This is a genomic window from Parabacteroides faecis, assembly GCF_014647375.1.
GTDB classification, from domain to species: Bacteria; Bacteroidota; Bacteroidia; order Bacteroidales; family Tannerellaceae; genus Parabacteroides; species Parabacteroides faecis.
Genome location: NZ_BMPB01000005.1, coordinates 359,109 through 373,300, shown reverse-complemented (window position 1 = coordinate 373,300; position 14,192 = coordinate 359,109). Strand labels below are relative to the sequence as shown.

The window sequence follows — 14,192 nt, the reverse complement described above, 5'->3', positions numbered from 1 at the left end:
ATGACATTCTTACAACGCAAACAGAAACTGATAGACCGCCTGGAAGAGACCTTCGACGAGGATATCCTCGACAGGATTGAAAAAATCTTCAACGAACAGGATGGCGTTAAAGCAGAAAGTCCCTATGTTGAAGACGGTGTTCTCCATTTCTCCCCCGAACTGAAAGGAAGAATTGACTTGGCATTAGAACAGATGCGGAGCGGGCAGACTTATACGGAAGAGGAAATGGATCAATTCTTTGACGAATGGCTAGGAAAAGAAGAAGAATAAGTTGGACACAGAACTCCAAAGCAGAAGTTAAATGTATTATGGAGTTCTACTATGAACGTAATGGCAGTCCCCGATACAGCAACTTTTTGAAGGATGGAGAACAAACAGACCCAACAAACGTGAAAGATTAATAACAAGCCAAGAGGTTCCCTAAAAAAGAAGTATCTTTGAGCAGTCAAACACCAAAACAAAAAAGAAAGGACGATTATAGCTTATGTATAAAAATGGGAAATACCGGGAAACCGACAAAATGAGTGATCTTATATGCGAGAACTATCCGATGGTGCTCGTGATGAGTCGTTTTGGCATTGCCCTGGGCTTCGGTGAAAAGAACATCGGAGAAGTATGCCGTCAGAATGGTGTCGATGCCTGTACTTTTCTCACAGTCGTCAACTTCCTGACACAAGATGTATCCGCTCCGGTTATGAACGTGGACAAATGCCTGTCCATCGAGGCTCTGATCACTTATCTCCATAATGCACACGATTACTTCCTCAATTTCCGGCTGCCGCATCTGCGCAGAAAGCTGCTGGAATCGATCGGCGAATGTCCGCAGGACGTAGCCTTTGTCATCCAGCGTTTCTTCGATGAATATGCCGAAGAGGTAAATAAACATATGTCATACGAAGAGAAAGTCGTTTTCCCGTATGTCCGCGATCTGTTGAAAGGAGTAAAAGATCCGAAATATAATATTTCTATTTTCCGCAAACGGCATGACCAGATAGAAATGAAGATTGTCGAACTGAAGAACATCCTGATCAAATATTACCCCGGTCCCGGAAGTAACCTGCTGAACAGTGTCCTCTTCGATATCTTCGCCACGGAACAAGACCTGGCTTCCCACAACCATGTGGAAGACTACCTCTTCATGCCTGCAATACTTGCATTAGAAAAAACAATTAAATAACAACCTATGAGTGCTTATTTGAAGATCGTTATTGCTGAACCTTCCGCTATTATCCGCAGCGGGTTGGAAACAATGTTGAAGCACCTGCCAGGTCTCCGCATCCAGATCTCAGAAATAGCAACCATCGAATCGCTTACAGAAGATCTCCGGACACACCAACCGGATATCCTTATCATCAACCCTTCTATCCCGGGTTATTTCACGATCCCTCACTTAAAAGAGATGACCGGATGCCCGGATATGAAGTGTTTCGCCCTGCTTTATACACTCACGGACCATTCCCTCACCCGTTATTACGACGATCAGATCAGCATCTTCGACAGTGCCGACGAGTTGAAGCATAAACTGGAGCGCCTGCACGCAAAGAAAGAAGAAGGTAATGACGCAGACGAACAACAAACTTTGAGTACGCGCGAGAAAGAGATCGTCGTCTGTGTAGTCAAAGGTATGACCAACCGCGAGATAGCCGACCGCCTGTTTCTCTCCACCCACACCGTCATCACACACCGGAGGAACATCGCCCGCAAACTACAGGTACACAGTGCCAGTGCCCTTACGGTCTATGCCATAGTGAACAAGCTGGTAGAACTTAGTGACATCAAAAAGGCCTGACTTGGAGAGGCTTCGGCGTGCCCCTTAATAATTAACGCTAACATTTCACCCTTTTTTTATAACAACCACGAACATTCACGTCTCTACTTATGTTACATTCATGAGTATCACTAATAATGAATATCATATGAAGAGATTCTTTTTAATAGGAGCAACGTTATTATTCTCATTGTATGCAAGTGCACAGCATGTTGCGTTAAAGAACAATATCGTCTACGATGCCACCGCCACTCCCAACTTAGGTCTGGAAGTAGGATTGGGGAAGAAGGTTACGATGGACCTTTCTGCGGGTTATAACCCATTCGAGTTTAACAACGACAAACAGTTCAAGCATTGGCTTGCCCATGCCGGCGTTCGTTTCTGGACTTGCGAGAAGTTCAACGGTACGTTCATCGGAGTCCATGCCCTGGGCGGGCAGTACGATGTAGCCGGATTCAAGTTGCCGTTCGATATGTTTAAGAAACTGGAAAACCATCGCTACGATGGTTATATGTATGGTGGAGGCGTCAGTATCGGTCATCAATGGATATTGAGCAAACGCTGGGGACTCGAAGCCGAGATCGGTGCAGGCTACGCCCGTATGCATTACGACGAATACGCCAAAGGCAAAGATATGCCGAAACTTCGTACAGGCAACCACAACTACTGGGGTGTGACGAAAGCGTCTATCTCTTTTATCTATTTTATCCACTAAAATCAAGCAAGCAAAATGAAGAAGTTATTCTATATAGCAACCGTTTTATTATGCTCCGCCTATGGGAGCATGCAGGCACAGACTGTTAGCCCCGACGGTATAGCATACAGCGACCTACAAGTAAAAAAAGAGGGTAGCCAGGTTGTATTATCGACAACCGCCAACCTCACCAACATGAACCTGAAATCGCAGAACATGGTTATCATCACTCCGGTTCTTCAATCGGCCGACAAGGCAAATACGATCAAGTTCGATCCGTTCGTCGTAACCGGCAAGAAACGTATGAAAGCGCTCGACCGCGAAATGGGCTTCGGTGCCGAACCGTTCGCACAGACACCGACCGTCATCTTCCGTCACAAGAAAAACCAGGCAGAGTCTATTCCGATGACCCTCTCCGTGCCGTACGAGAGCTGGATGCGTAACGCCTCACTGGTGATGCAGGCGAATACGACCGGATGTGCCTCATGTGATGTAGCCAGCAACATCACTCCGCTGTCGTCACGTATATTGCCGCCCGTGGTTGCACCGACTTACGAACTAAGCTATGTAACTCCTCCGGCAGAACCGGTAAAACAACGTAGCGAAACCCATTCGGCTTATCTGAACTTCGAAGTAGGCAAGTCTGTCCTGTTACATGACTTCAAGAATAACGCTGCCGAACTGAAAGACGTCAACAAGATCGTGAATGAAGTACGTAATGACAAGAACCTGAAGTTCACCGAGTTCAACATCACCGGTTATGCATCTCCTGAAGGTGGTTACGAGTATAATATGAAATTGTCGGAAAGCCGTGCCAAAGCTTTTGCCACTTATATGAAGGATAAGGAAGATATGGCTGCTTCACTGATGAAAGTCAATTGGGAAGGTGAAGACTGGATCGGCCTGCGCAACGCAGTCAAAGCATCCAACCTGTCCAATCGCGATGAAATCCTCAAAGTGCTGGAAATCTCCGATATCAACAAACGTAAAGCACAACTAAAAGCGCTGAACGGTGGTAAGACATATCGCATGTTGCTGGACGATTATTATCCTGCCCTGCGTCGTATCGACTATACACTGGCTTATATTGCCCGCCCGTTCGATGTAAACGAAGCCAAACAGGTAATCAAAACGAAACCTCAGTATCTGAGCCTGAACGAAATGTTCGTGGTAGCCAACACCTATCCGAAGGAAAGTGCTGAATTCAAAGAAGTATTCGATATTGCCGTACGTCTCTACCCGACCGATCCGGTTGCACAACAGAACACGGCTGCTCTCGAAATAGAACGCGGAGCTACCGACGCCGGCATCGAACGTCTGCAGAAGATCAACACGCCGGAAGCATGGAACAACCTCGGTGTTGCCTATGCAAAAAAGAAAGAGTATCAGAAAGCGCTCGAGTATTTCAGCAAAGCAGCTAATGCTGGTGTTGCAGCCGCAGTACAGAATAAGGAAGGATTAAGCAAATGGTTGGATGAGCAATAATCACTGCTTGCCGACAGGATAGGTAAGTCATGCTTAGTAGCACTATTAACGTACACATAGTAACACTACTTACCTACATACAGCAGCACTAGCATGCTACATACGGTAACACTACTAAGACAGGGCAACATCCTGAATAATAATAATAAAACCCCGATAAGCATTATGCCTACCGGGGTTTTGTATTCATATAAGTAGATAAAAATCATTCTTTCGACTTCCACTCGCTGATCAGTTCATTGATCGTTTCCTTCACCGACATGATACGGCTGGTCTTCCAAGCATTACTTCCGGCAAAAGCATAACCGTTTTCAAAGTTTCCTTTGAAAGCATTATACAACGCCGTAACGATGCAATAAGGACTCTTCGAGATATCGCACGTCTTGATGCAGTTGAAAGGACATGCCTTCGGTTGCTTGATGCCTGCCTTCACCTTCTCGAGGAAGTTACAATGGATCGCACGCCCCGGCATTCCGACAGGGCTCTTGATGATCTCGATGTCTTTCTCTTCCGCTTTGATGTAGCTCTCTTTGAAAGCATCAGAAGCGTCGCACTCGGTGGTGGTGACAAAACGGGTTCCTAATTGAACGCCTGATGCTCCAAGGTCCATCATGCGTTTGATATCTTCACCCGTATAAATGCCTCCTGCTGCAATTACCGGGATACTCTTGTGATATTTCTCTTCAAAGAGAGAAACTTCGTGTACTACCTGCGGCAGTAACTCTTCCAGTGAGAAATGTTCGTCTTCAAGCTGGTTTTCCTTGTAACCAAGGTGACCGCCTGCTTTCGGGCCTTCCAACACGACAGCATCGGGAAGATAGTCGTAGTTGTTTTTCCATTTCTCGCAGATGATGCGTACGGCACGTGCACTCGATACGATAGGCACCAGCTTCGTTACGCTGTCTTTCTTCAGGAAAGACGGTAAGTCGAGAGGCAGACCTGCACCACTGAAGATAATATCGACCTTTTCAGCGATACTTGTCTTCACCAGTTCAGCGAAGTCAGACAATGCGACCATCACGTTTACACCGATGATACCTTTGGCCTTTTCACGGGCTTTACGTATCTCTTCAGCCAGGCCTAAATTGCCAGCTTCAGTGTAATTGGGAGATAATTTCTTATATAAAAGTCCGAGACCGGCGGCGGAGATAACGCCAATCCCACCTTCATTTGCTACGGCCGAGGCTAAGCCGGATAGAGATATACCTACGCCCATCCCACCCTGGATAATTGGGAAACGGGGTTTGAGATCTCCGATTGTTAATGTCTTCATGTAAGTTTATATAGTTTATAAATACGCAGCAAAGGTAGCACAATAAACCAAATGATGTGCAAAAAGGACCAATATTATTGCACAGGTATATCTTTTTTGTGCAATAACATCGGCCCTTCAGATTAAAACTAAAGCAAAACCTTTAAAGACTAAACTATTTAACCGGGATATAACCCACTTTCTTCACAATTTCTTGTCCCTCAGCAGACAACACATAATCGATGAAAGGCTTTACGCGGCCTTCACTTTTCACTTCGTAATAGTAGAACAACGGACGAACGATCGGATAGGTCTTGTTCTTTGCATTCGCAAAAGAAGGTTCTACATAATTCTTCCCGGCATCGTAAGAGACATGAAGCGGTTTTACGTCCTTATTGACATACGCCAGTCCGACGTAACCGATAGCACCTTTTGTCTGGCTCACCGACTGGATAATAGCTCCGGTAGCGGGCATACTCAGGATACCGTTCATATAGTTCTTGTTCTTCAATACACTTTCCTTGAAAAACTCATAGGTACCGGAAGATGTTTCACGTGAATAAGCCACGATCTTCATATCGGCTCCGCCTACTTCTTTCCAGTTCTTGATCTTCCCGGTAAAGATACCTTCCAGTTGTTCGCGGGTCAGGTTATCTACTTTATTGGACGGATGGACAACCACTGCCAGGGCATCATAGGCAATCACCACTTCCTTTGCGTTCTTCTTTGCTTCCTGCAGACGGACCTTTTCATCGAATTTCATCTTACGGGAAGACATGGCGATATCAGTCGTACCTTCCATCAGGGCAGAAATACCGACACCCGAACCGCCACCTGTAACCGTTACTTTCGTTCCTTTATTCTTATTCATAAAGTTCTCGGCTTCCGTCTGGCTGACCGGTAAACAGGTATCGCTACCTTTGATCTTCTGTGCAAATACGTTTGTTGTAAATAAACCGATGGCCATAGCGGCCAAAAGAATCGTCTTTTTCATTACTCTTTATTGAATTAATTTTCTTACTGCAAAGTAAGTACAGGCGTATTTCAACGGCATGAAACAGGTGTTACATTTCTATGAAGAATAAACCTGTAATCAGGCATGCCTTATTTGTAACTGAAGCTTATGCCCGGACAGGCTCCCATTCCGACTTGTTTTAGAATTTATACTGTAAACGGACGGTCAGGACATTGTCCTTGCGGTCTTTTTCGTATCCTTTTACGAAGTCGCTCTTTTCATTGAAATTGAATTCATAGTAAGCCTGTACACGGATATGTTTATTAAAACGATAGAGAGCACCGACACCGAACGTACTTTGTGCCAGGTCAGTTTTAGAGGTATTGGAACCGTCCAAACCGATCTCATTCCCTTTCAACTTGGTATTCGGATCATATACATCATACTTAAATACGGCTGAGAACGGGGAAGTTCCGATATCCTGTACCAAATAGAAAAAATAGCCGATGAACGGACGTTTGAACAAGGCATTCTCCGGCAGGTTTTCAGGGCGCGTACCGGTATTCGGGCTTTTACTGCTGGAAGCAATCCCAGGCTGCGTACCCAACAGGCCTTCAGCGCGTAATGTTGTTGTTCCCCATGAACTCAGAAAACTCAACTGCGCATCCAGACCGAGATATTCACGCTTCATATACGTACCCGTTTCATCTTTATCTATTTTGACGAAACGTTTATCCTTCATTTCGTAAGCTTCCGTTGTCGGATTGTAAACACCGCCATTATAATAAGAGAAACCGGCTCCCCATTTACCCCAGTTTCCGATTTCTTTCTCGGCTCCCAGACGTCCGATGAAATCTTTACGGCTGTCGGTTTCGCGATTGATACTGTTACCGGCAAACAATCCGGCGTCCAGACGAAGGAAACCCAAAGGACTTTCTTTCTTCGCACGCAGCGTTAACATGGCCCCCAGGTCGCGTTCATCCGGGAAAAAATACTGGATGATCGTAGCACGTTCGGGCGACTCCAGGCCACTGGTCGAATAACCGATCTCGTAACCGAAAGGACGGTTGAAAACACCTGCCATCAGCTGGCTTCGCTTCGTCCAGGGATCCTTAATACCGATATACAGATCGCGGAAACTGACACCTTTATCGTTAGCTTCGATCTGTACGGCTCCGGTACCGATACCGTCGTTATATTCAAACTTCAGTCGTCCGCGACGGATGCCGATGCGGTTAAAACCTTTATCTTCGTGTTCGTTCTTATCGCCGACCTTCAGGGTAGCATCTTCCTGTCCATACTGATATTGCCCCTGGATATAAGCAGAGACTTTGAACTTACTCAGTCCCTTTACGATCTTATCCAGTGTTGCTGTTTCTTCCGCAAGCGAATCGATGCGGGCATCTAATTGTTCCGTGTTTTGAGCTTCCGCGAAAAAGGGAAGCAGCGCCAACAGGAGGAGCGCCATTACATTTGTTATCTTCATTCCTGAGTTGGTTGGTGCAGTGAAAAATGTATTACAATGCTGTTTCCGGCTGCAAAGAAACAGCATTGCTATTTCACATGTATTGCATCCTTATTACAAATACGTTACAAGCGTTTCGTCCATCAGGATCAGCTTACATCCAGGTTACCGTGGGTGGTACGTTTGTCCTTTTCGGCACGTTTGGCAAGCTCTTTTACAGTCAGGGTAATGACTTTTCCGACTGGTTTACCGTCGCGGTAAGTTACGATACGGAGCCATGTTGCATTCTTTGGAATACTGAGCGGTTCCGAGTATTTCGGAGTGTGGCGGTCGGGATCGGTATTGTCGAATGTGTAATAAATATCCGTTCCGTCGATCTCGCTACCCAGCTCCACTTTCAAGACATCGTCCTGCAGGTACGGGCTGACAATTGCATTATACATACTACGGGCGTAATTAATGTCTGCCTGGTCGGCACGTACGAAATGTTTCTCTACACGAGGCCAGAATCCGTTCCAGTCGCTCTTAGCCGGTCCGCTCCATAACACCTCGGCCAATGCCCAGCCACGCGGCCACGTCATATATTCAGCATGACGGAAAGTCGGAACCGATTCAGCCCACAGATTTCCCTGTCCGCCCAGCACCATTTCGGCAGGTACACCTTCCGGTACGGGATTGAAACTATAGGAGTCTTTCAGACGGCACATGGAATAGGTATCCGGTTCTACGGAAGGTTCACCCTGCCACAGGTCGATATAACAATGGTTTGTCGGTGTCATGATCACATGATGTCCCGCCTGGGCTGCCTTGATACCGCCTTCCATACCGCGCCAGCTCATTACATTGGCATCCGGGGCAAGACCACCTTCCAGGATTTCATCCCAGCCGACCAGCTTTTTGCCTTTCTCTTTCAGCATATCTCCCATCCGGTGGATGAAATAGCTTTGTAATTCTTCTTCATTCTTCAGGTTCTCTGCTTTCATACGAGCCTGACAACGGGGACATTTATGCCAGAAGCCTTTGAAGCATTCGTCACCGCCAATATGGATATATTCATCCGGGAAAAGGGCAGCCACTTCCGTCAGCACTTTATCCATGAATTCAAAAGTAGATTCTTTTCCTATACAAAGCGTGTTTTCGTCTTCTCCGTAAAATTTATTCCCGACATTCACTGCATCCGGCGCTTTCATACAAGCGAGTTCCGGATAAGCCACCAGCGCAGCAACACCATGCCCCGGTACATCTATCTCAGGAATAACGCGAACAAACCGTTTAGCAGCATAAGCCAACACTTCCTTCACATCTTCCTGGGTATAGAAACCGCCGTAAGTAGCTTCTTCTCCCGGTTGCTGGCGTTCGCGCTGCCACCACTGTCCGACACGCGGAGCACGCCAGGCACCTACCTCTGTCAGTTTCGGCAAAGATTTTATTTCCAGACGCCATCCCTGGTCATCCGTCAGATGCCAGTGGAAGACATTCATTTTGTATTCTGCCAATTCGTCGATATATTTCATCACTTCCTCTTTAGTAAACCAATGACGGCTTACGTCGAGCATCAGACCACGCCAGGGGAACTGCGGTTTGTCCGTGATATCGACACAGGGGATCGTCCATTTCTTATCTGTCGGCTGTTCGGTTGTGCTCTTGATCTCAGCCGGAAGCATCTGCAACAAGGTCTGCACACCGTAGAAGATACCCGCAGGTTTATTGGCAGTCAGGATAATATCGCCGTGTTTCACTTTCAGGTGGTATCCTTCATCACCCAATGCCGCATCGTCGGTCAGCTTGAATTCGATCTTCCCATGTTTCTCTACAGGGAGAGTGAAGCCGGTAGCCGGAGCTATCTTTTCATTAAAATACTGCGCAATACCCTTCAGATCTTCGTTCGAAGTATCCAACGTGATTGAAGCTCTGCGTGTAAGTGTAAAACAATCCGAACCGACAGTCATTTCCTGCGGCACGGGAATCAAGGCGAGTTCTTTGTCCGCTGTCGCACAGGTCTTGTCGGCACAAGACGTAGAGGTAAACAACAAAGCGGCTGTAGCAAAACTTAGCAGTGTTCTTTTCATTATTTTTTGTTTATGTTAGAAATTCTGCACGAAGATAGTAATTTCCCTGACAAACAGAAAAGAAGCCGTCACACGCAATTGAGCTATAAAGAAATAACGGAGCAACTGGATATAGGATCAGAATTTTGCAATAACAGCTTTCAGTTCCTTCGGTTTATCTGTTGTGATAAAATCAACCCCCTTTGCAACCATCGACTCCATAACAGCCGGATCATCCACTGTCCAGACATTAATGGTCAAACCTTCGTTTTTCGCTTCCTGAATCCATTCAGGATGTTTGTCAAATACCTTATAATGATAATCCAAACCGGAGAATCCGAGTATTTTCAAATCGGCCGGAGAAACCTCTCCGCGCAGATAAGAGACCTGTACTGCCGGAGCACGCCGGATCAACTCCTTACAAATATTCATACTGAAAGAAATATATTCTACCTGGTCTTCCATCTGATATTTTTGTACCAGATAAAGAATTGCCGCGACAGCTTTGTCTTCATTGACTACTCTTCTATGAGGTTTGATCTCGAGGATAAGTTGAGTTCCCTGATTTTTCTTTCCCTGGATCAGGTATTCTTCCAGAGTCGGTAATCTCTCCCCGTTCTTCAACTTCAGGTCTTTCAGTTGTTCATAGAGAGATGTTTCTATACAAAAACCCTGAATACTGTCATCGTGGTTGACGACCGGAATACCGTCAGCCGTTATAGATACGTCGAATTCAGAACCATACGCACCAACCTCATGGGCTTTGTTTAAAGCCGTAATCGAGTTCTGGGCAGAACCTTCACAATCCCAATATCCCCGATGGGCAATTACTTTTGTCTGGGCAAAAACATTACTTCCATATAAACATACGGCAAGCAGGATAGTTAACATTGATCTCTTCTTCATCTTCTTTTTTGTATTAGAATCCGTTACAAAATATTGAGCATGTAAACTTACAGATTTTATCCGATATTCGGGAGCATCCGCGGAAGATTTCTAACTCCGGCTAAAACTGCCGGTAATCAATACGAGTATAAAAAATGATGGTCTTACATTATCTTAACGGGAATAGAAGATATCGGACATAGTTCTTCAGGAACTATGGAAAACAAATCAAATTGAGAAAAACACAGGGCAAAAATAATAAAAAAATTAATATAATATCATAATACCCCGGCTTTAAAATCAGATGAAGTAATTAATAAGCTAATATTTTATTATAAAAACACAGAATTCGATGTTTTACCTTGACTTATTCCTCCTTCTCAAGAACATTATTCGCAAAATTTCCCAATAAAGGGACTACCTCCTCTCTCAATCAAATTCATAAAGTAATTAGTTCCTGAAGAACTATTGATTGAATTTCAATGCGAGTATTAAATCAACTTTAATTCTAATCTAAAGAAATAAGGCCTATGACGTAGAAAAAACAACAGTTCAGACAATACGTATAAGATACGTATCACTTACCTATTAAAATTATTAATTCTAACTAGTATTAATTCACAATTATGAAGAAAACATTTAATCACATCTCTTTCAACGAGATAGCAAAAATGTCAGCATTCTGTTTTCTATTCTATGCCTTTCCTGTAAATGCATCTGATATAAAACGATCGACAACAGAAAATTCACCGGTAACAAGTATTACCCAGCAAAGCAAAACAATAACAGGCACCATTACCGATACAAAAGGGATGGCTGTTATCGGAGCCAATGTAGTAGTAAAAGGAACAACCAATGGGAGCATTACGGACCTCGACGGAAATTTTACGCTGAACAATGTACCTGCGAATGCAACGCTACAAATATCTTATATCGGTTACAAATCACAGGAGATACCGGTAGGCAACCAGTTAAAAATAGAAGTTACACTGGAAGAAGATACCGAAAATCTACAGGAAGTAGTTGTTGTCGGTTATGGTAGTACGGTGAAAAAAGACCTGACAACTGCCGTGACAAGTGTAAAAAGTAAAGACTTCCTGCAAGGAGCTTCCAATAGTCCGTTACAGATGATCGACGGTAAAGTAGCCGGTGTATCCGTATCCAATACGGCAGCAGCCGACCCGAATGCCAGTCCGAGTATCCAGGTACGCGGAGCCTCTTCTTTGAAAGCCGGAAACGGTCCGTTGATCGTTATCGACGGGATGCCGGGCGGTGACCTGCGAAATCTTGCCCAGCAAGACATCGAATCTATTACCGTATTGAAAGATGGTTCCGCCGCTGCCATCTACGGTTCCCGCGGAGCAAACGGAGTTATCCTAGTTCAGACGAAGCAGGGGAAAGCCGGTAAAGTATCCATCACATACGATGGTTATGCCGAACATGATTTCGTTGCTGCACGACCGGAAATACTGAGTCCGGAAGAGTTTGTGGCCAACAATATCGGAAAGGATTACGGTTCCCGTACGAATTGGTACAACGAGTTGCTCAACAAAAACAACTTCGGACAGAACCACAACCTGGCCCTCTCCGGTGGTAGCGAATCCAGCATCTTCCGTATCTCGGCAAACTACCGTTCGAAAGAGGGGCTCGACATTGCAACAGACCGTAAAGAATATGGTTTACGTGCCAGCTTCAAACAAATCACTTTAGAAGGTTTATTGGAAGTGACAGGAAACATATCCTATCGTTACGCCGATGAAGATTACACCGATTACGGAAGTTTCAAACAGGCAGTCGAACTGAACCCGACCTATTCGAAGGATGAAATGGATGCATTCCGGAATAACTTCGATAGTTACAACCCGATCTTCAACCTGACAAGACGTGAAAACGGAGCTACACAGGAATACCTGACTACCGACTTCAACATCAAACTCAACATCCTGAAGAACCTGAATACCGAATTAAAACTCGGCCGCCAGGGACATGACAAGAAGCAACGCGAGTATTATTTCAAAGACCATCGCGAGTCGATCAACAACAGCCGTAACGGACGTGCCCGCCTGGAAAATGAGAAATGGGTGGACTATACGTTAGAATGGTTAGGCAATTATTCGCTGGATATAGATCGGCACCACCTGAAAGTAATGGGCGGTTACTCCTATCAGGAATTCAACTGGGAAAAGTTCAATGCCGAAAACATGAACTTCCCGACAGACGCTTTCCTGTACAACAACCTGGGAGCCGGCGACTACAACAAGGCCGACGGACGTCTGGGCATGGAATCCGATAAAAACAAAGAAAAGACGATCGCTTTCCTGGGACGCGTCAACTATGATTTCGATAATACTTTCCTGTTCACGGGTTCTATCCGTTACGAAGGGAACACCAAATTCGGTACGGATCATAAATGGGGGGCTTTCCCTGCTGCTTCTGCCGCATGGCGTGTTTCCCGTCTTTCCTTCTTCGAAGATTCTCAGACCGTGAATGACCTGAAACTCCGTTTCTCTTACGGACAGACTGGACGCTCGGGCTTCGATAAATACATCTCCCTGGCAAAATATACCGGTTACGGATGGATGCCGAACAGTGAAGGTAAATGGGTTCAGGTATACGGCCCGGGAAACAATCCTAACAAAGACCTGTCCTGGGAAAAACAAATATCCTACAACCTGGGTATCGATTATACCTTGTTCAACTCCCGCCTATCCGGTAGTTTAGACCTTTTCATCCGCGAAGGGAAAGATGTAATCGGTGAATATCAGGTTCCTGTTCCTCCCTATTTGCACGAAAAGATCATGACTAATGTAGGTACAACCAATTCCAAAGGTTTTGAATTACAGGTAAACTGGGATGCCGTACAAAACGACAAGTTCACCTATTCAACCAATGCCACGCTTGCCTATACCAAATCGAAGCTGAAATCATTCTCTAACGAGAAATATGAGTTGGGTTATATGGAAGGCGACGGTCTGCCTTCACCCGGAAACCCCGGCCCGTGCCAGCGTTTGCAGGATGGTGTTGAAATCGGTTCATTCTACGGATACCGCTACGCCGGTGTCGATGAAGATGGGAATATCATGGTTTTCAAAAATGGTATCAAAGGAGGAGAAACCGTACGGGGACGTGACGCCAGCGAAGCGGACAGAACCTATATCGGTAACGGTACGCCCAAATGGGAAATGGCCTGGGGAAACACATTTACTTATAAAGGATTCGACCTATCCCTTTACTTCCGCGGACGTTTCGACTACCAGATCCTGAATCAATACCAGATGTATTATGGTTTGCAAGGAGTAACAGGTATTAACAAGCTGACATCCGCCTATAAGGAAAATGCCCATATCAAAGGAGAAAAGATCATGTGCGACTACTTCCTCGAAAACGGTAATTACCTGAAACTGGATAACATCACGCTGGGATGGACACCTAAACTGAATACGAAATGGATCTCCAACCTGCGTATTTATGCAACCATGAAGAACGTGTTCACCATCACGAAGTATTCAGGCGGCATGGACCCGTCAAGTGTCGACGTCACTGGCTTATGGGCCGGTAGAGGCAGTATGGACTTATATCCGACAGCCCGCAACGTATCATTCGGAGTTCAAATCAGTTACTAAACTAAAAGTATATACAG

11 protein-coding genes are annotated in these 14,192 nt (G+C 45.3%); 6 read left to right on the top strand and 5 right to left on the bottom strand.

Annotation, left to right across the window (positions count from 1 at the left end; all coding sequences use genetic code 11):
• The 5 genes from IEY67_RS09030 to IEY67_RS09010 all read left to right on the top strand — a co-directional run bounded on the left by IEY67_RS09030 (position 1) and on the right by IEY67_RS09010 (position 3,947).
• Positions 1 to 270: a hypothetical protein gene (locus tag IEY67_RS09030; protein WP_183671176.1), complete on the top strand. Its 270-nt coding sequence runs from the start codon at positions 1 to 3 to the stop codon at positions 268 to 270.
• A gap of 214 nt (positions 271 to 484) precedes the next feature.
• Positions 485 to 1,177, top strand: a complete 693-nt coding sequence (locus IEY67_RS09025) for a hemerythrin domain-containing protein (protein ID WP_122355923.1) — start codon at positions 485 to 487, stop codon at positions 1,175 to 1,177.
• A 6-nt stretch (positions 1,178 to 1,183) separates the two neighbouring features.
• Positions 1,184 to 1,789, top strand: coding sequence for a response regulator transcription factor (locus IEY67_RS09020; RefSeq protein WP_122355925.1), 606 nt, complete (start codon positions 1,184 to 1,186; stop codon positions 1,787 to 1,789).
• Between the two features lie 127 nt (positions 1,790 to 1,916).
• Positions 1,917 to 2,483: a DUF3575 domain-containing protein gene (locus tag IEY67_RS09015; protein ID WP_122355927.1), complete on the top strand. Its 567-nt coding sequence runs from the start codon at positions 1,917 to 1,919 to the stop codon at positions 2,481 to 2,483.
• Positions 2,484 to 2,498: 15 nt separating this feature from the next.
• A complete protein-coding gene (locus IEY67_RS09010) occupies positions 2,499 to 3,947 on the top strand; it encodes a DUF3868 domain-containing protein (protein WP_122355929.1) in 1,449 nt (482 codons plus the stop codon).
• A 205-nt stretch (positions 3,948 to 4,152) separates the two neighbouring features.
• On the opposite strand, the gene IEY67_RS09005 is transcribed toward IEY67_RS09010, so the two are convergent.
• The 5 genes from IEY67_RS09005 to IEY67_RS08985 all read right to left on the bottom strand — a co-directional run bounded on the left by IEY67_RS09005 (position 4,153) and on the right by IEY67_RS08985 (position 10,573).
• Positions 4,153 to 5,220 (bottom strand): NAD(P)H-dependent flavin oxidoreductase, encoded by a 1,068-nt coding sequence (locus IEY67_RS09005; RefSeq protein WP_122355931.1) that lies wholly within the window; start codon positions 5,218 to 5,220, stop codon positions 4,153 to 4,155.
• Between the two features lie 154 nt (positions 5,221 to 5,374).
• Positions 5,375 to 6,193: a phosphate ABC transporter substrate-binding protein gene (locus IEY67_RS09000; RefSeq protein ID WP_122355933.1), complete on the bottom strand. Its 819-nt coding sequence runs from the start codon at positions 6,191 to 6,193 to the stop codon at positions 5,375 to 5,377.
• A gap of 160 nt (positions 6,194 to 6,353) precedes the next feature.
• Positions 6,354 to 7,640 carry a putative porin gene (locus IEY67_RS08995; protein ID WP_122355987.1) on the bottom strand — a complete coding sequence of 429 codons (1,287 nt, stop codon included), beginning with the start codon at positions 7,638 to 7,640 and terminating at the stop codon, positions 6,354 to 6,356.
• Positions 7,641 to 7,768: 128 nt separating this feature from the next.
• Positions 7,769 to 9,688: a beta-N-acetylhexosaminidase gene (locus tag IEY67_RS08990; protein ID WP_122376184.1), complete on the bottom strand. Its 1,920-nt coding sequence runs from the start codon at positions 9,686 to 9,688 to the stop codon at positions 7,769 to 7,771.
• 117 nt (positions 9,689 to 9,805) lie between these two features.
• Positions 9,806 to 10,573 (bottom strand): glycerophosphodiester phosphodiesterase family protein, encoded by a 768-nt coding sequence (locus IEY67_RS08985; RefSeq protein WP_183671177.1) that lies wholly within the window; start codon positions 10,571 to 10,573, stop codon positions 9,806 to 9,808.
• 605 nt (positions 10,574 to 11,178) lie between these two features.
• On the opposite strand from IEY67_RS08985, the gene IEY67_RS08980 reads away from it, so the two are divergent.
• On the top strand, positions 11,179 to 14,175 hold the full coding sequence (locus IEY67_RS08980; RefSeq protein ID WP_122355947.1) for a SusC/RagA family TonB-linked outer membrane protein: 2,997 nt from the start codon (positions 11,179 to 11,181) through the stop codon (positions 14,173 to 14,175).
• Positions 14,176 to 14,192: the final 17 nt, after the last annotated feature.

Bases quoted from the DNA above. Each gene is read 5' to 3' on its own strand.
- IEY67_RS09030 (WP_183671176.1), top strand. From the start codon at position 1: ATGACATTCTTACAACGCAAACAGAAACTGATAGACCGCCTGGAAGAG.
- IEY67_RS09025 (WP_122355923.1), top strand. From the start codon at position 485: ATGTATAAAAATGGGAAATACCGGGAAACCGACAAAATGAGTGATCTT.
- IEY67_RS09020 (WP_122355925.1), top strand. From the start codon at position 1,184: ATGAGTGCTTATTTGAAGATCGTTATTGCTGAACCTTCCGCTATTATC.
- IEY67_RS09015 (WP_122355927.1), top strand. From the start codon at position 1,917: ATGAAGAGATTCTTTTTAATAGGAGCAACGTTATTATTCTCATTGTAT.
- IEY67_RS09010 (WP_122355929.1), top strand. From the start codon at position 2,499: ATGAAGAAGTTATTCTATATAGCAACCGTTTTATTATGCTCCGCCTAT.
- IEY67_RS09005 (WP_122355931.1), bottom strand. From the start codon at position 5,220: ATGAAGACATTAACAATCGGAGATCTCAAACCCCGTTTCCCAATTATC.
- IEY67_RS09000 (WP_122355933.1), bottom strand. From the start codon at position 6,193: ATGAAAAAGACGATTCTTTTGGCCGCTATGGCCATCGGTTTATTTACA.
- IEY67_RS08995 (WP_122355987.1), bottom strand. From the start codon at position 7,640: ATGAAGATAACAAATGTAATGGCGCTCCTCCTGTTGGCGCTGCTTCCC.
- IEY67_RS08990 (WP_122376184.1), bottom strand. From the start codon at position 9,688: ATGAAAAGAACACTGCTAAGTTTTGCTACAGCCGCTTTGTTGTTTACC.
- IEY67_RS08985 (WP_183671177.1), bottom strand. From the start codon at position 10,573: ATGAAGAAGAGATCAATGTTAACTATCCTGCTTGCCGTATGTTTATAT.
- IEY67_RS08980 (WP_122355947.1), top strand. From the start codon at position 11,179: ATGAAGAAAACATTTAATCACATCTCTTTCAACGAGATAGCAAAAATG.